Origin of the sequence: Shewanella aegiceratis, assembly GCF_019457495.1 — a bacterium.
Lineage (GTDB): Bacteria > Pseudomonadota > Gammaproteobacteria > Enterobacterales > Shewanellaceae > Shewanella > Shewanella loihica.
This window is the reverse complement of record NZ_CP080416.1, coordinates 678,308-698,801: the sequence shown is the minus strand read 5'-3', so window position 1 is coordinate 698,801 and position 20,494 is coordinate 678,308. Positions and strand designations below refer to the sequence as shown.

The window sequence follows — 20,494 nt, the reverse complement described above, 5'->3', positions numbered from 1 at the left end:
CATGGGCTGATCACAAATCAAGGGCGACTCACAGGGAAATTCGGCTTGAGCGCCGCCGCCAAAAAGGAATCGATATCATGATCGATAGAAAGCGCTGGCTTCTGCCCATCAACCAGAACCCCACTCCCTTCGAGCTGGCGATGATGCTGCTCTCCCTGATCTCTGTCATCGTGGTGCTCATGTTGACCTTCGCCAAACTGGATGGCGAGACCCGCCGCTTGCTCTTCTTCATCGACACCAGCATCTGCGTCATCTTCATCAGCTACTTCTTTATCAACCTGTTTCGCGCCGAAGATAAGCGTGACTACTTCAGGCACCACTGGATCGATCTGGTGGCCAGTATCCCCGCCATCGAAGCCTTGAGGCTGGCCCGTTTCTTCCAGATTTTGCGGGTGATCCGTCTGATCCGCATGACCCGCTCTATCCTGATCCCCCTGATGCGCCAGCGTCAGGAGACCACCCTCGCCAGCCTGTTGGTAGCCATGGTGACCATACTCACCCTCGCCTCGGTAATGATTCTATTGGTGGAGAGTGGCGACCCCAATGCCAATATCAACACAGCAGAAAACGCCATCTGGTGGGCGCTGGTGACCATCTCTACCGTGGGCTATGGCGACTATTATCCTGTCACCACAGTGGGTCACTTCATCGGCGGCCTAGTGATCGTCTGTGGGGTGAGCTTCTTCGGGGTGATCTCGGGTTACATGGCCTCTATCTTCATCGCGCCAGACAGCAAGCAGCGACAGGAGGCCCAGAGCCAACAGATGCGTGATGAGTTAGAGATGGTCCTGCAGCGAATGGAGAAGAATCAGGAGACCCTGCTGGCGGAGATAGCAACCCTCAAGCACCAGCTGAATGAGAAGAAAGAGGCTAAAGACTAACTCGGCGCCTAGGCGTCGAGTCAGGGTGCGAATGTGAGGTTGAGTGGGAGTGTGTAAGTATTAGCGCATAAGCCGAGCGCACTAACACCTTAGCTACCCTGCCCACTAACCCCTAAAAGCCTTAACGCCAATAAGGCTGCACCTTGAGGGCCGAGCGGCGCGAATGCTCCATGGCAAACAGCAGGCTCTGCTCCTTGCTATCCAGCCAGTCACCGATATCCCGCCCCTGCGTGGCGGCGGTTTGCCTCAGACTGTGATAGGCACCCAGGGTGCGTATGCCTAATACCAGATCCTGCCAGGGGGCGCGGAACTGATCCCGCGACTTATGCTTATACAGCTCACCGTAGGCAACCCCGACCAGGATGCTCTCATCCAGCGCCTTGGCAAAAGATTGATAATCTTCGCTACTCAGCTCGGCATTGGAGGGCATTAAATCGACAATCTGTTGCCAGGAAGCTTCCTGTAGCCGATCGGCAAAGGCTTGCAGGCTCTGCTGCTCGCTGATATATACCTGCCCGGCATTCACCGCCATCAAGAGGCTCACGAGACGTACCTGCAACTGACCATAGGTCACATGGTTAAGCATGGCATCTATCTTTTGCGGCATCTCCAGGGTTGCCAGCTCATGGCGCACCGCATCCAGCAAGCCTTCGGGCTCACTCAGATTACTCAACAGGGCACCGTCACCATCCAGCAGCTCACACAGACTCAGCCCCTTGTCGACAAAGCTCAGCTGCGACTCTATGGCGTCGAAGGCCTGCAGCAATTTGTCGTCCAGCAGAGAAAACTGCGCCAGGGTGCAACGCAGCAGGCGAATGCAGGCGCGCAGACGATAGCCAAGCAACGGCAGTTGGCGTGCCGCCTGACGGGATTCCAGCAGCATCTCTTCCAGCAACTGCCAGCGATCAAGACCGGTTTCCAGCAGGGTCACCAAGGCCTGTTTCGGAGTGCCCTTCTTTGGCAAGGCAATAAAGGCCAGGGTGTCGAGCTGTAAGGGGCTGGCCATGGCCGCGAGGCGATAACCCCGCTGGGCCTTGCTGGCGCGCCCAAGTCTCGCCGGGATCTGCTCTGTCACCCGCTCGGCCAGCGCCAATAGCGCCTGGGCATCGCCAGCCAGTAGCTCAAATTCCAGTTCACAGATAGGCTCGCACTGGCCATTGGCGCTGATGCTGCCGATATCCAGCGCCACCTCCACCAGGCTCTCATCGAGATAGATATGCCAGCTCATGCGGGTAAAGTCTGTGTCGAACAGCGAGACCAGCGCATCCTGCACCGGGCCGATTTCGGCGCCCTCTGGCCAGATCTCAGTGGGGAAAAGCGACAAATTGACCTTTGCTTGATCGATATCAATATTGTACTCGGGTCGGGAGTGCACCCCACCTACCACGGTGCCGGCGGTCTTGATCGTCTGCTCAAATTGACCGTCTCGGCCACGAATACGCAGTCCCATGTCCCAGCGTCTGAGCTGAAGATCTGGGGTATCGTAGTAACTGTTGGTCAGATGAATCGCGCCTTTTGCATCGCTATGGGGTAGACTGTTAAGCAGTGATACCAAGGCTTCGCGTTTGTTTTCGGGGAAAAATAGTTTTAGCTCTATCTCGGCTTCCATTCGCCAGCTGCTCACTTTTTTAATCTAGGACTCGGAACTGTAATGAATGTGTCATTATACTTTAATGAAAATTTCACAATGTCATATTAATGTCATAATCGGCCATTAGTATCTCGCATTGCAGTTTATATATAACTCGTTAGAATAAAAACTGTGGGTTTTTATATAAAAACACAGTTTCAATACGCGGACGCTTGGGTTAACATGCGCCCGCATTTTCCAACAGTGGAATAACCTAAATAGGTACACGGCAATGCCAGTAAACTCTATTTTGGGCGTGTTTGCAAAATCGCCAATTAAACCATTACAAGATCATATCGACAAGGTGCACGACTGTGCCTCGATCCTTGTACCATTTTTTGACGCTACTGTCGCAGGTGACTGGGACAAAGCGGTTCAACTCCGTAAACAAATCAGCCAATCAGAACGTGAAGCAGACGAACTCAAGCGTGAGATCCGCTTAACGCTTCCCGGCGGCCTGTTTATGCCAGTTGAAAGAACTGACTTACTGGAGCTACTTACCCAGCAAGATAAAATCGCCAACAAGGCGAAAGACATTTCAGGTCGCGTTATCGGCCGTCAGCTACTTGTCCCAGAAGCAATTCAAGATACCTTTAATGCCTACCTGGCACGCTGTCTCGATGCAGTGGCTCAGGCTAAGCAAGCCATTAACGAGCTCGATGACCTGCTAGAAACAGGTTTCAGAGGCCGTGAGGTCGATCTTGTCGCTAAAATGATCGTGGAACTCGACAAAATTGAAGAGGACACCGACGATCTACAAATCAAAATCCGTCGTCAGTTGTTTAGCATCGAGAATCAGCTAAACCCTGTGGATGTGATGTTCCTCTATAAGATAATTGAGTGGGTTGGAGACTTGGCAGACCTTGCCGAGCGTGTCGGTTCCCGCCTAGAGCTAATGTTAGCTCGCGTCTAAAAACAAAGTTATCAAGGTATCAACATGGTTGATGTATTAATCACCAATGGCCCGTGGCTAATTGCCATTGCGGCTGCATTTGGATTTTTAATGGCGTGGGGTATTGGCGCAAACGATGTCGCTAATGCTATGGGAACCTCAGTAGGTTCAAACGCGATCACCATTAAACAAGCGATCATCATCGCGATGATCTTCGAATTTGCCGGCGCGTACCTCGCAGGCGGTGAAGTAACCAGCACGATCCGTAAAGGGATCATAGATTCGGCCTATTTTGTCGACTCACCTGAGCTGCTGGTGTACGGCATGATCTCGGCGCTACTGGCTGCCGGTATCTGGTTGGTTGTCGCGTCAGCCCTGGGCTGGCCGGTATCGACCACTCACTCTATCGTCGGCGCTATCGTAGGTTTTGCCGCCGTGGGTGTGAGCGCCGATTCTGTTGCCTGGAGCAAGGTATTGGGTATCGTGGGGTCATGGATCATCACACCGGCGATCTCTGGCTTTATCGCCTTTACCATCTTCCAAAGCGTACAGAAGCTGATCTTCAACACTGACAACCCGCTGGAAAACGCCAAGCGTTACGTGCCTTTCTATATGGCACTGGCCGGTTTCGTCATGTCGCTGGTGACCATCAAGAAGGGTCTGAAGCACGTAGGTCTGCACTTCACCAACGTCGAAGCCTACTCACTGGCGGTCTTTATTGCGATCCTGGTGGGCATTGGCGGTATGATTGCCATCAGACGTCTAAAGATGAGCCAGAGCGCCGATCGTCAGACGCAGTTTGGTAACGTGGAGAAGGTATTCGCTATTCTGATGGTTGTGACCGCTTGTTGTATGGCGTTCGCCCACGGTTCTAACGATGTCGCCAACGCTATTGGCCCTCTGGCCGCCGTGGTATCCGTGGTAAATAGCGGTGGCGAGATCGCCAGCAAGGCTGAATTAGTCTGGTGGATCCTACCACTAGGTGCCTTCGGTATTGTCATGGGTCTGGCTATCTTCGGTAAGCGTGTGATGCAGACTATCGGTAAGAACATCACTCACCTGACACCTAGCCGTGGTTTTGCCGCCGAGCTGGCTGCCGCCTCTACCGTGGTTATCGCCTCGGGTACGGGTCTGCCTATCTCGACCACTCAGACACTGGTTGGTGCCGTGTTGGGTGTGGGTATGGCGCGTGGTATCGCCGCCATCAACATCGGCGTGGTACGTAACATCGTGGTCTCTTGGGTAGTCACACTACCTGCGGGCGCGGGCCTGTCGATCATCTTCTTCTTCATGATCAAGGGGATCTTTAGCTAAGCTAAGTCCTATTCATAAGAGAATAAAAAGGAAGCCTCAAGGCTTCCTTTTTTATTTCCATTTATCCTGACTTTTAGCCATTCCGTTTGGGCTTATCTTTTCTGTGCAACTTGTCTGCCAAACTGGGCAGCTACAAAGATTAATTCCTGGTAACACTTCCCATGTTGCACTTGCAAATAGGTGGCTAAATCCCTAGCATGTGCCAATATTTCGCTGAAGAGAACTCAAAGTGTTAAGACTCCTATCTATTCTCGCCATGATGCTAATATCATCGACCCTGATGGCGGCTGAGCAGACCCGTTATATCTCAGATAACGTCTACACCTTCATTCACGGTGGTCCTGGCACCCAATACCGTATTCTGGGCAGCGTCGAAGCCGGTCAACCGGTCACCTACCTGGGTGAGATGCAAAACGACTACGCCAAGGTCGTCGACCACAAGGGCCGCGAAGGCTGGGTCGACAGCAAGATGTTGGACTCTGGCAAGAGCTTCCGTGTGCAGCTGCCAGAGGTTCAGGCCGAACTCGACAGAGTCAAGGCTGAACTTGAGAACATCACCAACGAGAGCGACAGCAGCACTCAGGTGATCCGCCAGCTACGTTCGCAACTGGCTAACGCCGAAGAAGCCCTGGCCAAGGCCTCGAGCGAGCGCGACAGCGCCACCCGCGAGCTGACCAAGCTGAAAAACGACGAGCGCTTCGAGCTGATGAAGCAAGGCGGCATGATTGCCGGTATCGGCGTGTTGATCGGTGTAATTCTGGTCTATCTTCCGCGTCCACGTCGTCGCCAGAAGAACCGCTGGTAATCATCTAGGCATTACCGCGAGCGAGCATAATGAGCCAGGGCTGAGTCCCTGGCTTTTTTTATGGCTAAATATAGCGATAAAACACCCTGAATTTTATTCATAGCGCGCCGCCACAACCCCCATAAACAGTGGCCTTAGCCGCCTTCTGGCCGGACGAGATCAAACAAAGGTCACATTCACCTACACAAGAGTGTCCCTCGTCACATTTTGGAGGTATAATCGGCGCGCAAATGGCGCCAGATTGTATACAAAAATAATACTAAACGCCTGAAAACTTACCTTTTGTTCAAGCCAAAACTGTCCCTATTTAGGTCCAGGTGGAAGTGATTACTATGTTCAAAGCAAGTGAAGTTCTGACTGGTCGTTACGACTCAGCTACCCTAGATGAGCTATTTACAGCGATCACCAACAACTATATTGTCGACGAAGAGCAGTACCTCTCTGAACTGATTAAGCTTGTTCCCTCGAGCGACGACGAGATTCAACGTATTACCAAGCGTGCCCACGACCTGGTGCACAAGGTGCGTCAATACGACAAGAAAGGACTCATGGTCGGTATCGATGCCTTCCTACAACAGTACAGCCTGGAGACCCAAGAGGGGATCATCCTCATGTGTCTGGCCGAGGCCCTGCTGCGTATTCCTGATGCGGCCACCGCCGACGCCCTGATCGACGACAAACTCTCGGGCGCCAAGTGGGACGAGCACCTCAGCAAGAGTGACTCTACCTTGGTTAACGCCTCAACCTGGGGCCTGATGCTCACGGGTAAGATCATCTCCCTGGACAAGAGCATAGACGGCAAGCCAAGCAGCCTGCTAAACCGTCTGGTCAACCGCCTGGGTGAGCCAGTGATCCGCCAGGCCATGCTAGCCGCGATGAAGATCATGGGTAAGCAGTTCGTCCTTGGCCGCACTGTGCAAGAGGCACTGAAGAACAGCACCGACAAGCGCAAGCTGGGCTACACCCACAGCTACGACATGCTGGGCGAAGCCGCCCTGACCATGAAAGACGCGCAGAAGTACTACCAAGATTACTCCAACGCCATCGCGGCACTGGGCGCTCAGCAGTACGATGAGAGCGAGGCGCCACGCCCGACCATCTCTATCAAGCTGTCTGCGCTACACCCTCGCTATGAGGTGGCCAACGAAGACAGAACCATGACCGAGCTGTATGACACCCTAGTCAAGCTGGTCTCTCAGGCCCGTAGCCTCAACGTGGGCGTCTCTATCGATGCCGAAGAGGTTGACCGTCTCGAGCTGTCTCTCAAGCTGTTCCAGAAGCTGTATAACTCTGACGCCGCCAAGGGCTGGGGCCTGCTGGGTCTCGTGGTTCAGGCCTACTCTAAGCGCGCCCTCCCCGTGCTTTGCTGGATCACCCGTCTGGCCAAAGATCAAGGCGATGAGATCCCTGTACGCCTGGTGAAAGGCGCCTACTGGGACAGCGAGCTGAAGTGGGCTCAGGTTGCCGGCGAAGGCGGATACCCGCTATTTACCCGCAAGGCGGGTACCGACGTGTCTTACCTGGCCTGTGCACGCTACCTGCTGTCTGACGCCACCCGCGGAGCCATCTATCCGCAGTTTGCCAGCCACAACGCCCAGACAGTGGCCGCCATCACCGACATGGCCGGCGACCGTCTGTATGAGTTCCAGCGTCTACACGGCATGGGCGAAGAGCTGTACGACACCCTACTGGCCGAGAGCGGCGTCAGCACGGTTCGTATCTACGCCCCTGTGGGTGCCCACAAAGATCTGCTACCTTACCTGGTGCGTCGCCTGCTGGAAAACGGCGCCAACACCTCGTTCGTACATAAGCTGGTCGACCCTAAGACACCGATCGAATCTTTGGTTGTCCACCCATTGACGACCCTGCAAAGCTATAAAACCCTAGCCAACAATAAAATCGTTCAGCCGATCGACATCTTCGGCGCCGAGCGTAAAAACTCCAAGGGAATCAACATGAACATCATCTCAGAATCTGAGCCTTTCTTCGCCGCGCTGGACAAGTTCAAAGACCAGCAGTGGTCTGCCGGCCCTATCGTCAATGGCGAAACCCTCAGCGGTGACACCATTGAGGTGAAGAGCCCGTACGACACCACACAGATCGTCGGCAAGGTTGCCTTCGCCAACAATCAGGCGATCGAGCAGGCTCTGGCCAGCGCTCACAACGCCTTCGGCAGCTGGTGCTCAACCCCAGTTGAAGTACGTGCCAACGCGCTACAGAAGCTGGCGGATCTGCTTGAAGAGAATCGCGAAGAGCTGATCGCCCTCTGTACCCGTGAAGCGGGTAAGAGCATTCAAGATGGCATCGACGAGGTGCGCGAGGCGGTCGACTTCTGTCGCTACTACGCGGTACAAGCCAAGAAGATGATGGGCAAGCCTGAGCTGCTGCCTGGCCCAACGGGTGAGCTGAACGAGCTGTTCCTGCAAGGCCGTGGCGTATTCGTCTGTATCAGCCCATGGAACTTCCCACTCGCGATCTTCCTAGGTCAGGTCACCGCAGCCCTTGCGGCGGGTAACACTGTAGTTGCCAAGCCTGCCGAACAGACCTCAATCGTGGGTTACCGCGCGGTGCAGCTGGCCCATGAAGCCGGAATCCCTAAGGAAGCCCTGCAGTTCCTGCCTGGCACGGGTGCTACCGTCGGCGCGGCCATCACGGCCGATGAGCGTATCGGCGGCGTCTGCTTTACCGGCTCTACCGTGACCGCTAAGCGCATCAACTTAACACTGGCCCAGCGTGACGGCGCCATCATCCCGCTAATCGCCGAAACGGGTGGTCAAAACGCCATGGTGGTGGACTCGACTTCACAGCCAGAGCAGGTGGTTAACGACGTGGTTTCCTCTTCGTTCACCAGCGCCGGTCAGCGTTGTTCGGCCCTGCGCGTGCTCTATCTACAGGAAGATATCGCCGATCGCGTGATCGACGTGATGAAGGGCGCCATGGACGAGCTGACCATAGGCAACCCAGGTTCGGTGAAGACAGATGTTGGCCCTGTAATCGACGCGACCGCCAAGGCGAACCTCAACGCCCACATAGACCATATCAAGCAGGTAGGTCGTCTGATCAACCAGCTGGAGCTGCCAGCAGGCACCGAGAATGGTCACTTCGTGGCGCCGACTGCGGTAGAGATCGACTCTATCAAGGTGCTGGAGAAGGAACACTTCGGTCCTATCCTGCACGTCATCCGCTACAAGGCAGCCGACCTGCCTAAGGTGATCGACGACATCAACTCAACCGGTTTCGGTCTGACCCTGGGCATCCACAGCCGCAACGAGGGCCATGCCCTGGAAGTGGCCGACAAGGTCAACGTGGGTAACGTCTACATCAACCGTAACCAGATCGGCGCCGTAGTTGGCGTGCAGCCGTTCGGCGGCCAAGGCCTGTCGGGCACGGGTCCTAAGGCGGGTGGTCCACACTACCTGACCCGTTTCGTCACCGAGAAGACGCGCACCAACAACATCACCGCCATCGGTGGTAACGCCACCCTGCTTTCTCTGGGTGACAGCGAAGAATAATCTCGCTAAGCGCTCTCGTTAAGCGACAAACAAAAAAGCCAGTGGATTGCCACTGGCTTTTTTATTACCCGTCACTAGGGCTAAAAGGACTAAGAGCTAAGGACTAAGCACTCTAGGCGAAGAAAACGCCTTAACTTAGCACGCGGTTCAGGCTCGCGTAGTGGGCATCCTGTGCCAGCAGACTTTGGTGAGCACCGCTGATGCGGATCTTGCCCGCCTCCATCAGGTGGATGCTATCCATCTTGTCCATGGCCGTCAGTCTGTGGCTTATCATCACCATGGTCTTATCCTTAGCAAAATCGAGCAACAGCGCCATGATCTCTCGCTCGGTGCGTTGATCCAGCCCCTCGGTTGGCTCGTCCAGCAGCAATAATGGCGCGTCACGCAGCAGCGCCCTGGCCACGCCGATACGACGGCGCTCACCGCCTGAGAGCTGTCTACCGCCCTCGCCTATCCAGTTATCCAGCGGCTTGTCGCCTTGGGTTAATGTCCCCAGGCCGACACGCACTAACACCTCAATTAACTTGGCATCGTTGGCCTCACGCCAGGCCTTGCGCTCGGCGCGGCTGCCCTCGGGCGCCTGCTCAAACTGCGCCAGGGTCAGGTTGTCGCGCAGGGTGCCGGCAAACAGATAGATACGCTGACTCACTACCGTCATGGCGCGGCGCAGCGCCTGCTCGCTATAGGCCTCGATCGGGCGGCCATCGAGCAAGATAGTGCCCGACTCGGGCGTCCACTCCCGGGTAATGAGCGACAGCAGGCTCGACTTGCCGCAGCCAGTTTGCCCCAGCAGGGTTAGCTTCTCGCCCGGCTTCACCTCCAGGCTCAAATCGTCCAATACCCGCTGGCCCTGCTGATAGCCGAAGCTGACACCCGAGATAGATAGGGCGCCGCGACTCACCGTCAGGCTAGCCTCTTCGCCATAGCCGATGCTGGGGCGACGCTCGATGATCTCACTCACACGCTCGGCCGCCTGCACGCAGGCCGACAGATGCTGAAAGGCGCCAGCCAGCGGCATCAACATCTCGATACTGGCCAGAGTCATAAACACCACCAGCGCCAGCAGCGGCCCCGGCGGCACCTTATCCCCCACCCCATCGGCGGCGAGATAACAGAGCAACACCAGCGCCAGGCCATGGCTTAGGATCAGCAGCGCCTGACTCAGGGCGGTCACCGCCGTCATGGTGGACTGGCTGGCAAACAATTTCGCCTGGGCACTATCCAGCTCGGCCCTGAAGCGCTTTTCGGCACCAAACAGGGTCAGCTCTGCCTGACCTTGCAGGTATTCCAGCAGCAGCACCCGGTATTGGCGGCGGCTCTCCACCTGGGCGATGCCCGGCCTGTGGCCCAAACGATAGAAAACCAGAGGCAGCAGGAACCACAGAATCAGCAGCACGCCGCACAGGGTCAGCGCCAGCTCACTATCGAACCAGGAAAGAAAACCATACAGGGCGGCGATCATCAAGAGCGAGGCCAGCAGCGGCGTTATCAGCCGAAGATAGAGATGATCCAGTGTATCTATGTCCGCCACCAAACGGTTGAGCAGATCGCCACCGCGCAGATGGCTGAGATCTTTGGCGCTCAGTGGCATCAGCTTGCCCCAGGCCCAGGTGCGCAGCTCAGTCAGCAGGCGGAAGGTGGCCTCGTGGGTCGCCAGACGCTCGCCATAGCGGCTAGCGGTGCGGGCGATGGAGAGGAAACGCACCCCGCCGGCCGGCGTGAAATAGTTAAAGGCCTGGGCGGTCACGACACTCAGTCCGGCTAGCGCAGTAGCCGACAGGAACCAGCCCGACAGCGACAGTAGGCCAATACCCGCCATTAGTGTAGTCAGGCTCAGCAGCAGGCCCACCAGCATCATCAGCCACTGGCGCTTAAACAGCTTGATAAAAGGCAGCAGGTGTTTCATTACGCCTCCTCCTGTCGATGGCACAGGTCATTAAACAGCCCGGGCTCGGCCATCAGGGTGTGATAATCCCCCTGCTGCACCAGCTTGCCGCCATCCAGCACCCAGATCTTATCCATATCGATGAGGGCATCCAGGCGGTGGGTGACCAACAGACTGGTGGCGCCCTGGCGCGCATCAATAAGCGCCTGCATCACCGCTGCCTCGCTGTGGCTATCCAGGCTAGCAGTCGGCTCATCGAGCACAAACAGCTTGGCCGACTGACCTAGGGCCCTCGCCAGACAGAGGCGCTGGGCCTGCCCCACGGACACCCCGGCGCTCTGCTCCCCTATGGGATGAGCGAGCCCAAGAGACTGTGCCCGCACAAAATCGCCGATACGAGCGTCGTCCAGCAATGTATAGATAGCCTCTTCCGTCATCGTCTTACCCATGGCGACGTTGTCGCCAATGGTGCCGTGAAACAGTTGCGGCTCCTGCCCCAGCCAGGCGAGGTGATGACGATAGCTCTCCCTGTCTAAGCTGCTCAGCTCCATGCCATTGACCAGGACACTGCCGCGATAGCATAAGAAGCCCAGTAGCATGTTGAGCAGGCTGGTCTTACCCGCCCCGCTCGGCCCGACGATGGCAAGCTGCTCGCCGCTGGTGATCTCAGCCGTTATCGGCCCCAGCAGCACCTGACCGTCCGGGCTTAATACCTCTGCCCCTTGCAGCTTAATGCTTAAAGGCGTCTCGCTTGTAAAAGGCACGCGCGGCGCATCAACAGCCTCATCCCCTTGATGATTCAGCAGCTCCATCAGAGCCTCGGCAGCGCCTATGGCCTGGGCCTTGGCATGATAGTGAGTGCCCATATCCCGCAGGGGCTGATAAAACTCAGGCGCCAGAATCAGCACAAACAGGCCGATAAACAATGTCATACCGGCGCCGTAGTGACCAAAGTCGAGATGATCTAAAAAGCTAAAACCGAAATAGACGGCCAGCACGGCGATGGAGACGGCGGCGAAGAACTCCAGCACCGCCGAGCTAAGAAACGCCATGCGCAGCACCGCCATGGTGCGGCTGCGAAACTCCTCCGAGGCGCTCTCGATCGCCTGCTGCTCCCGCTCACCCGCGTGGAACAGACGCAGGGTGCCAAGCCCTCTCAGCCTATCCATGAAGTGGCCGCTCAGACGCGACAGGGCGCCGAAGTTTTTGCGGTTAGCATCGGCGGCGCCCATGCCCACCAAGATCATAAACAGGGGGATCAGCGGCGCAGTTGCCAAGAGGATGATCCCCGCCGCCCAGTTGATGGGAAACACCACCGCCAATATGGTCAGGGGAATGAAGCCCGCCAGCATCATCTGCGGCAGGTATTTAGCATAGAAATCGTGAAGGTCTTCCACCTGCTCCAGCACTATGCTGGCCCAGCTGCCCGCCGGACGCCCCTTGATAAACACAGGCCCCAGCTCCACCAGCTTGTCCAGCACACTCTGACGAATTTGACTTCGCAGCAACATGCCCGCCTTGAAGCTGATGCGCTCGCGGCCATAGGCTAGCGCCGCGCGCAGCACTATCACGGCTATCAGGGCGATAAACTCACTGGTAAAGGCCTCACGGGGCAAGTTTTCGATGATCAAACCGTGGAGCATGGTCGCCAGCAGATAGGCCTGGGCCACAAGGGCGAAGCCGGTAAGCACACCAAACAACACGGTCAGATTGAGGTAGGCGCCACAGGCCGATTTTTGCTGCTTAAGCCAGCGGCCGAGGACTTTTTCGAGGGTCTTATCCATTGAGCTCCGCGCGTTATCAGGCAGGGACACTAAGTTCGATGGCAAGAGTATCGCAGGCTCGCGCACAGGAATAAACCAGCGGATGGGGAATTGTTAGTAGGCTCACAAAAATTGAGCTAGATCAAAAAAACTGGAAACTCAGTTTTTATCGAGTTTGGTTTTTAAGGTCTCAGGTTTGTTGGGTTTTGATGGATTTAATGCTGTCTTCATGTGACTAGGTTAATGAGTGTAGCCACTACCGGGGTTTGTGTTTGCTAACGATTTGAAGGTCGCACCTTCATGGCGATCTAACGCCTGCCCGGCGGGTGCTGTACATGGATGTACCAATGTCACGATCACATGGATGTGATGGAGTTACCTCATGTGCAAACACATTTTTGGCACGCTATGAATATATCCCTATACGCTCCACGGCGACGTCCTGTCGCCGAGGGCCAAAAACGTGTTTACACCTGTATCAATCGTCTCTTCGGTTTGACGTTACTGGATTGATTAGGTGCTCAACATTGCTGAACAAAGCTGAGTTGTATTTTGGCTTTAGCTAATCAGATTAATACTTGTAGAGTTAACGCTTCACTCAGCAACTAGATTAACAGTCCGATGAAGTGACTGGTTGAGGCCTTGCTGACTCAAGTACTCCGACAAAGCCGCGTAATTATCTAGGTGATCGGCAGAATAAACTGGCAAAACAAAGAGTCCTAATTTAGAAGCCAATTTAAACATATCTAGACAGTCCTCTTGTTTGATATATTTTAAGTGAATTGTCCAATTGTCTTCAAACCATAGGTTTAAACCTAATCTATTAAACACCAGATTTGGCCAATAAACATCATTAAATAAACTCGAGACATACTCCCCCATGTTGCCATCTTTAACGAAACGCGAAAACCTAAGCTTCTGATTCGAATTACGCCCAACGTACCTGTATTTAAGCGGTTGCTCTAAATCAACTAGTTGTCGCAAGAATCGCTCTATAGTTTGATCCCAAACTTGCTTTTGAGCATTAGAAGCTTCCTCAATAACATTGACGGAACCAGTTTCGTATAACCAATGATCAAACACGGTTATAGCAACCCAACCAAAATCATCCGCTGTACAATCATCGTTGCACTTCAACAAAAACGAGAATTTCTCAGATAGTTGCTTATTCTCGGCGTTAGGAATGTTTAAAAAAGTTCTCATGTTGCCTTACCTATGCCTTTATATAAGCTCATATTCTAATAAAGCCTCTTCCCACAAAACTGACTTATTCTCACAAAAATAATTACTAAGTACGTCTCTGATTTCAGGCGACTGAAAACTATTGTTTTCAATTTGGGCTTTTAAAATCTCTGAACTTACAGTGTCCATTTCTTTAACTTCTGCCTTTGGTTCGCAACAACCATAGCCATCAAAAGATATTCTTACTAAGTAAAGGCAGCCATTTGGGTTTACATCAAAGTCGACAAAGATAGAAGCATCTTGCAAGACCAAGGAATACCTGCACGGATGCGTTGATATTGTTTCAGAGTTTCGAATATCCATGTTTCTCACCTGAACAACTAATGCTCACTATTACAAGTCCCGCTTTAGTGACTTGTTAGTTTTCGAATAATATTCACTGAAAACTCTTTTGCCATTCTTGCTGTTAAAAAAGTAATAAAATGAAATCGATGTCAATAGAAAATGAAACAATGCCGACCACCACACTAAATCACTATTATCTGGTATGAGAAAGATCCTAATCAGTATGGATGCCAAGAATAAACTCGATATCGTGATTAGACTAGTTCTAGCCCAATCATCATTCCAGATATGAGTAAGTAACTTAATGTTTTTATAACTAAAAGCTACCGTTATACCCAAAAGAAGAAGTAAGGTTTCATACCTTCCATTTACAGCATGGATAGCGGCAAAAAAAGGGATAAAAAAGTAAATAAACAATGAATTCGAGTATTGCTCTTTTGCTTTCCTTTTCTTAAAGCCGTCAGGACTTGTGTGTTTTTCAATGTCTTCACTCCCTGCATTTGCAGGACAGCCGCAAAATTCACACTTATCCAAGTTTGGCTCATTGCCTGCCTCACAGGCCTGACATGTCCATCTGTATCCTACCATCGTTCTCCATACTCGAAAGAAAGCTAACGCCTATTAGCGATAATGCACCTATATGATTCACCACCGAATATACATTGCGGCATGCTTTTGTAACCAGCTGAAACTTATAGCAATGACCAACTTTCATTTCAAGACCAACAGATAAAGTCAAATCGAAGAGACGTTAGATACCCAGTGTAGATACGCCGGTGAGCTTCCGTGACAGGGATGTCACGGCAGAGCCTACAGGGAACGTACTTGCGGCGTCTCACAGGTGTATCTGCACATCCCCCGCCGGGCAGGCGTTAGGTAACAGCGAAGGTACGACCTTCAAATCTACTCAACAGGTAAACATTCTCGCGACAACAACAAGGCTAAGTTGCCGATTAGCCCAAACCGGCTAACTTCCCCCTCTCACAAGTCCCCGAGTTTCTTGGCAAACTCAAACTCACCACACATCCCTCCCGCCAGGGAAGATCGGCGTGATCGGCGCAGTTATCTATGGTGAACTGTCCCTTGTGCTGGCGCATCACGTCGCAGCAGATGGCGAGACCGAGTCCCAGCCCGTCGTCCTTGGTGGAGTAGAAGGAGGCCATGAGATCCTGCGCCTTGCCCTTGAGGCCGGGGCCATTGTCCACCAGCTTGAGGGTCGCCTGCTGGGCGCCATATTCAAGGGTCAGCAGCAGTCGCTTCTCCCTGTCGGGTTTCATCTCGGCCATGGCATCCAGGCTGTTCTTGATAAGATTCACCAGCACCTGACTCAGGCCGACTGCGTCGCCAAACAGGCTGTAGGGCTCGCCCCGCACCTCCTGGGTGAGGACGATGCCCTGCTGCTGAAACTCGCGGCGAAACAGCGCCAGTGTGTTGGTGACCACCTCGTCTAAGGAGAGGGCTTCATATTGGGACTTGCGCCGCTTGAGCAAGCCTCGGATGCGGTGCACCACGGCGCCGGCCCTGGCAGACTGGGCATTAATCTTGGCCAGCAGCTCATACAGATCTGAGTCGGCATCACCGCGGCTGTTGAGCTGCATCATGCCCCCCTCGCTGTATTGGGTGATGGCGGCGATGGGCTGATTCAGCTCATGGGCCAGGCCCGAGCCTATCTCGCCGAGGATCGCCGCACTCTTCATCCGCTCCACCTGTAGCGCCTTATCCTTGAGCTGACGCTCAGTCTCGATCAGAAAGTCGCTCTTCTGCCGAAACTTATACTCAAGCCAGAGGTGATAGACGGTGGAGACCAGAAACAGCAACAGCAGTGCCAGGCCCCACTCCTTGTTCTTCTCCATCCACTTCAACACCGTGTAGTGCAGCGGCGGCGGTGGCGCCTTGAGTTGCAGCTCCTTAAACAACTTAATCACCTTGAGCTGACTGATGGGCGCCGTCCAGCCCAGGGTCTTGGCCTGAATGGCGGCGGGATGATCTGGCCCCAAAGCATAGAGGGCCTGGGTGATCTTCTGGGTGATGGCCGGCGGCACGGTATCGGCGGCGGCAAAGGACCAGTTGGGATAGAGCTGAGTACTCACCAGACACTCGTAGCCCGCCGGCATGGTGGGATGGATCACCCTGAAATCCTCCTTCTTCACCAGACCGTCCTGAATCATCTCCTCCAGGGTACAAAAGGGGGTGATGGCCGCATCGACCGTGCCGTCACGCACCTGATAGACGATAGGCTCCAGGGGAAAGCCCAGGAAGCGCAGCGAGCCGAAATAGTTCTCCGGGTTGTAACCCATCTTATGTAGCAGGCCGATGGCGGCCTGATAGCCCCCCAAGGCCTGGGGATCGCTGGCCACCAGGTGTTTGCCTTCGAGATCCTTAAGGGTGTAGATCTGGCTGTCGGCGCGCACTATGATGGTGGAGCCGATGGCAAAGGTGGCGCCGCCATGCATATGGCTCTTCATGGTCGCCAGCCAAGAGAGGGGAAAGTTGCTGCTGAGGTTAAAGTATTGCCCCGGGTTGGTGACGATAAACTGCAGCTCATGCTCCAGCAGCTGCCGGCTCATCTCGTCGAAATCCACCGGCACCACCTCGAAATGTGTGCCAGGCACCTCCTGCGACAGATAGTCCATCATGGGCTGCCAGCGCTCTATTCCCTTCTGCACTCCGTGATTGGCCAGCACCCCGACCCTGAGGTGCACTAGGTTCGCCTTGTCGCTAATCGAGGCATCGACCATCGCATCGCCTATCTCATTGGCGCTCTCACTAGCCAAGACGTTGCCGACCTGCAGCAGACAGAAAGGCAATAAGAGGCAGATCAGCGCGCCCTTGAGCCGCTCTAAGCCCCCCTTCCAACACCTTATGAGTGCAAATCCCAATCGCCCTTTCATCGCTCGCCCAATCACTGAGTTAAGCCTACTACTCTAGGCAAGAAAGCGGCGATTTGATGTGAGGCGGTGCAAACATCCCCTTGTGTCTCCATCAGAAAATTATCATTTAGTGATCTGTCTCAAAGGCCCAAATGCCCCTTTTGCCAGCCTCAAATAGAGGCGCTAGGCTAGGTGTAACCCAAGGCTAACGACCCACTAAAGCTATGCCGCAAGCCACACCGCAACCTATGCCCCTCTATCTGGTGGACGATGACGAAGCCGTCCTCGACTCCCTCAGCTTCATGCTGCGCCAGTTCGGCTATGAGATGACCACCTTCGTCTCTGGCCTGCGCTTCCTGGAAGAGGTAGATCTGAGTCAGCCAGGCTGCGTCATCCTCGACAGCCGCATGCCGGCCATCAGCGGTCAGGCGCTGCAGCAAGAATTGTTAGCTAAGCAGAGCCCTCTGGGGATCATCTTCCTCACCGGCCATGGCGACCTGCCCATGGCGGTCAATGCCTTTCGTCAGGGCGCCTGCGACTTCTTTCAGAAGCCGGTATCGGGTCAGGCCCTGGCGGCCGCCATCGACAAGAGCATGCTCCACAGCCAAAAGGCCTTCGAGGCACTGCAGCTGAGTCACAACCTGGCCACCCTGAGCGATCGCGAGCATCAGGTGCTTGAGCTGCTGATCCAGGGCAAGACCAACAAGCAGCTCTCCGAGGCGCTGTTCTTGTCGCTGCGCACCATAGAGGTACACAGATCCAACGTGATGAAGAAGCTCAAGGTGCACAACCTGGCCGAACTAGCCAAGTACAGCCAGATCTGAAACGCATAAGTAGCAACCTGGTTTTCTATTCCCCCTCTTTCCTTATCCCCAGTCGTAAGCCCCAGTCGTAAGCCTTTCTTATTACGCTCGATTCCTACCACCCTGTGTGAATAAAGGTCACACTTTTTTCACATTCTGGCTAAAAATCGCTGCGCCAGATCACGCGCGCCCCGCCTATGTGGTTTACCACAATACCCCTTATTTTTGTGCGGGATAACAATGGTCTCAGACCTCCTGCGGGAGGGAACAAAAACCAATAACAGTGTGTGATTTCATCTGCCCAGGCAGATGAAGGAGGAAACCATGATAGAGCTTGATAGACGAACGTTTATTAAGGGTGCCGGTGCAGGGGGGGCAAGCTGTGCGCTGGCAACATTATTACCCGGTTCGCTGGCAGCGCTGGAACAGAAACCCCTACAGGGTATGGGCAAGGAAGTCGCCAGCATCTGTGAGATGTGCTCGACACGTTGCCCCATCTCGGCGCGGGTCGTCGATGGCAAGAATGTGTTTATCCAGGGCAATAGCGCCGCTAAATCCTTCGGCGGCAAGGTGTGCGCCCGTGGCGGTGCCGGTCACAGCCTGCTGTACGATCCACAGCGTATCGTTAAACCGCTACGCCGGGTGGGCGAGCGCGGCGAAGGCAAATGGGAAGAGATCAGCTGGCAAGAGGCCTATAAGACGATCGCCCACAAGCTCAACGACATAAAGCAGCAACATGGCCCAGAGGCCGTGGCCTTCTCCTCCAAGTCCGGCTCATTGTCGGGACACCTGTTCCACCTGGGCAAGGCCTTCGGCTCACCCAACACCTTCACCCACGCCTCCACCTGTCCCGGTGGCTATGTGATCGCCGCCAAGGCGATGTTTGGCACTAAGGTGAAGCGCGATTTAAGTAACTCCAAGTACATCATCAACTTCGGTCACAATCTCTATGAAGGGATCAACATGTCCGAGACCCGCGGCCTGATGAAGGCGCAGATGAGCAAGGGCGCCAAGTTGGTGGTATTCGAGCCGCGCTTCTCAATTGTGGCCGACAAGGCCGACGAGTGGTTTGCCATACGTCCGGGTACAGATGTCACCGTCGCCCTGGCCCTTTGCCATGTGCTGATCTACGACAACCTCTACGACCAGGCCTTCATCGAGCGCCATGTCGAAGGTTTCGATGCCTTCGCCAAGGAAGTTAAAGCCTATACCCCTGAGTGGGCCGAGGGGATCAGCGACGTACCCGCCAAGGACATCCGCCGCATCGCCCACGAGTTTGCCGCCAAGGCGCCTCACGCCGTGGTGGACTTCGGTCACCGCGCCACCTTCACCCCAGAAGAGTTCGAGATGCGCCGCGCCCTGTTTGCCGCCAACGTGTTGATCGGCAACATTGAGCGTAAGGGCGGCCTCTACCTGGGTAAGAAGGCCAAGACCTATAACAAGTTTGCCGGCGACAAGGTCGCCCCCGGCCTGGGTAAGCCAGGCGTCGAGGGCATGCCTAAGCCTGCGGCCAAGCGTATCGACCAAGTGGATGAGCAGTACGCCATGATGTGGTCTTCCGGCGGTATCTATCAAACCATTCTCGATGCCACCCTAAAGGCCCAGCCCTATCAGCTCAGGGCCTGGGTGATGAGCCGCACCAACCCTATGCAGACCATGACAGACAGGGCCCTGGTGGTCGAGACCCTGAAGAAGCTGGAGTTTGTGGTCAGCTGCGACGTCTACATCAGCGAAACCGCCGCCTACGCCGATATCATCTTGCCCGAGTCCACCTATCTGGAGCGGGACGAAGAGATCGCCGACAAGTCGGGCAAGAGCCCGGCCTACTATGTGCGCCAACGTGTGGTCGAGACCATAGGCGACACTAAGCCAAGTTGGCAGATCTTTAAAGAATTAGGCCACGAGATGGGTCTGGGGCAATACTTCCCCTGGGAGAACATGGAGAGCCTGCAACTACTGCAAGTCGATCGCGACATGGCCCGCTTCAACGAGATCAAGCAAAAGGGTTATGTCAGCTACGGCAAGCCGCTGATGCTGCGCGAACCCGCCATGGTAGCTGCATTCGTTAAGCAATACCCCAATGCCAAGCCTACAGATGATGACGGCACCTATGCCAGCGCCATGAGCTTCAAGACCCCGAGCGGCAAGATTGAACTCAGCTCAGACGAGGTGGAGAAGATGGCCGCCGGTCGCGGGGTGATCAAGTACCGCGAGGTCAAACTCAAACAGGACAACGAGCTCTATTTCATCCAAGGCAAGGTGGCGGTGCACACCAATGGTGCCACCCACAACGTGCCCATGCTGGCCAACCTGATGTCTGACAACGGCGTGTGGATCCACCCTATCACGGCAGGACGCTTAGGCATTTCCAGCGGCGATCGAATCCGCCTCACCAGCAGCGTCGGCAGCGAAGAGGGTACGGCCCTGGTCACCCCGGGTATTCGTCAGGATACCGTGTTCGCTTACATGGGCTTTGGATCTAAAAACAAAGAGCTCGCCAGGGCGACCTGCAAGGGGGTTCACTGCGGTAACCTGCTACCCAACAAAACCGCGGCCGTGTGCGGCATGAATATCCACACTACTGGCATCACGCTAGCCAAGATCTAATAGGA

General features: G+C 54.8%; 13 protein-coding genes. 7 read left to right on the top strand and 6 right to left on the bottom strand.

Annotation, left to right across the window (positions count from 1 at the left end; genetic code table 11):
* The first annotated feature begins 77 nt into the window (after window positions 1-77).
* A complete protein-coding gene (locus K0H80_RS03140; RefSeq protein ID WP_220073060.1) occupies window positions 78-881 on the top strand; it encodes an ion transporter in 804 nt (267 codons plus the stop codon).
* 121 nt (window positions 882-1,002) lie between these two features.
* Here the strand turns inward: K0H80_RS03140 and K0H80_RS03135 are convergent, their stop codons facing one another.
* Window positions 1,003-2,490, bottom strand: coding sequence for a CYTH domain-containing protein (locus tag K0H80_RS03135; protein WP_220073059.1), 1,488 nt, complete (start codon window positions 2,488-2,490; stop codon window positions 1,003-1,005).
* A gap of 253 nt (window positions 2,491-2,743) precedes the next feature.
* Between K0H80_RS03135 and K0H80_RS03130 the strand changes: the two genes are divergently transcribed.
* The 4 genes from K0H80_RS03130 to putA all read left to right on the top strand — a co-directional run bounded on the left by K0H80_RS03130 (window position 2,744) and on the right by putA (window position 9,034).
* Window positions 2,744-3,424 carry a TIGR00153 family protein gene (locus K0H80_RS03130; protein ID WP_011864424.1) on the top strand — a complete coding sequence of 227 codons (681 nt, stop codon included), beginning with the start codon at window positions 2,744-2,746 and terminating at the stop codon, window positions 3,422-3,424.
* A gap of 24 nt (window positions 3,425-3,448) precedes the next feature.
* A complete protein-coding gene (locus K0H80_RS03125; RefSeq protein ID WP_011864423.1) occupies window positions 3,449-4,717 on the top strand; it encodes an inorganic phosphate transporter in 1,269 nt (422 codons plus the stop codon).
* Between the two features lie 256 nt (window positions 4,718-4,973).
* On the top strand, window positions 4,974-5,522 hold the full coding sequence (locus tag K0H80_RS03120) for a TIGR04211 family SH3 domain-containing protein (protein ID WP_011864422.1): 549 nt from the start codon (window positions 4,974-4,976) through the stop codon (window positions 5,520-5,522).
* A 332-nt stretch (window positions 5,523-5,854) separates the two neighbouring features.
* Window positions 5,855-9,034, top strand: a complete 3,180-nt coding sequence (putA, locus tag K0H80_RS03115) for a bifunctional proline dehydrogenase/L-glutamate gamma-semialdehyde dehydrogenase PutA (protein WP_220073058.1) — start codon at window positions 5,855-5,857, stop codon at window positions 9,032-9,034.
* 130 nt (window positions 9,035-9,164) lie between these two features.
* On the opposite strand, the gene cydC is transcribed toward putA, so the two are convergent.
* The 5 genes from cydC to K0H80_RS03090 form a co-directional block, all read right to left on the bottom strand.
* Window positions 9,165-10,940 carry a heme ABC transporter ATP-binding protein/permease CydC gene (gene cydC, locus K0H80_RS03110; RefSeq protein WP_220073057.1) on the bottom strand — a complete coding sequence of 592 codons (1,776 nt, stop codon included), beginning with the start codon at window positions 10,938-10,940 and terminating at the stop codon, window positions 9,165-9,167.
* On the bottom strand, window positions 10,940-12,703 hold the full coding sequence (cydD, locus tag K0H80_RS03105) for a heme ABC transporter permease/ATP-binding protein CydD (protein ID WP_220073056.1): 1,764 nt from the start codon (window positions 12,701-12,703) through the stop codon (window positions 10,940-10,942). The genes cydC and cydD overlap by 1 nt, the downstream gene beginning before the upstream one ends.
* Before the next feature lie 573 nt (window positions 12,704-13,276).
* A complete protein-coding gene (locus K0H80_RS03100; RefSeq protein WP_220073055.1) occupies window positions 13,277-13,885 on the bottom strand; it encodes a hypothetical protein in 609 nt (202 codons plus the stop codon).
* A gap of 18 nt (window positions 13,886-13,903) precedes the next feature.
* Entirely contained in the window at window positions 13,904-14,227 is a 324-nt protein-coding gene (locus K0H80_RS03095) for a hypothetical protein (RefSeq protein WP_220073054.1), read from the bottom strand.
* A gap of 935 nt (window positions 14,228-15,162) precedes the next feature.
* On the bottom strand, window positions 15,163-16,947 hold the full coding sequence (locus K0H80_RS03090; protein ID WP_220073903.1) for a sensor histidine kinase: 1,785 nt from the start codon (window positions 16,945-16,947) through the stop codon (window positions 15,163-15,165).
* 356 nt (window positions 16,948-17,303) lie between these two features.
* On the opposite strand from K0H80_RS03090, the gene K0H80_RS03085 reads away from it, so the two are divergent.
* Both K0H80_RS03085 and phsA read left to right on the top strand, forming a co-directional pair.
* Complete coding sequence (locus K0H80_RS03085) at window positions 17,304-17,903, top strand: response regulator transcription factor (protein ID WP_220044197.1); 600 nt, start codon at window positions 17,304-17,306, stop codon at window positions 17,901-17,903.
* Window positions 17,904-18,206: 303 nt separating this feature from the next.
* Window positions 18,207-20,489, top strand: a complete 2,283-nt coding sequence (gene phsA / locus K0H80_RS03080) for a thiosulfate reductase PhsA (protein ID WP_220073053.1) — start codon at window positions 18,207-18,209, stop codon at window positions 20,487-20,489.
* The last annotated feature ends 5 nt before the right edge of the window (window positions 20,490-20,494 follow it).